This is a genomic window from Stenotrophomonas maltophilia group sp. RNC7 (assembly GCF_030910085.1).
Lineage (GTDB): Bacteria > Pseudomonadota > Gammaproteobacteria > Xanthomonadales > Xanthomonadaceae > Stenotrophomonas > Stenotrophomonas sepilia.
Map to the genome: position 1 here is coordinate 1 of NZ_JAVFVN010000443.1, position 333 is coordinate 333.

Below are 333 nucleotides of genomic sequence, written 5' to 3' on the forward strand. Positions count from 1 at the left end.
ATTGTTATTAACAGGATTGTTTTAATCGGTAGACTAGCAAAAGATGTAGACCTTAAATACATACAGAGTGGCAAAGCTGTTGCCACCTTTAGTATAGCAGTAAATAGAACTTTTTCCAAAGAAAAGGAAGCAGACTTTTTCAACGTAGTCGTATGGGGCAAGAGTGCAGAGAACTGTGCTAATTACCTAGCAAAAGGTAGATTGGTAGGTCTCGAAGGTAGACTTCAAACGAGATCATATGAAACTCAAACTGGAGAAAAGCGATATGTTACAGAAGTTATTGCGGATAACGTGGAGTTCCTAGAGTATGCAAAGAGTGAAACACCTGCAAGA

At 38.7% G+C, this 333-nt stretch carries 1 protein-coding gene; it reads left to right on the forward strand.

Translation table 11 applies throughout. The annotated features are described in order from the left end of the window. Window positions 1-333, forward strand: a 333-nt coding sequence (gene ssb, locus RCF13_RS07445; RefSeq protein WP_308141035.1) for a single-stranded DNA-binding protein, incomplete at both ends; no start/stop codon positions are given.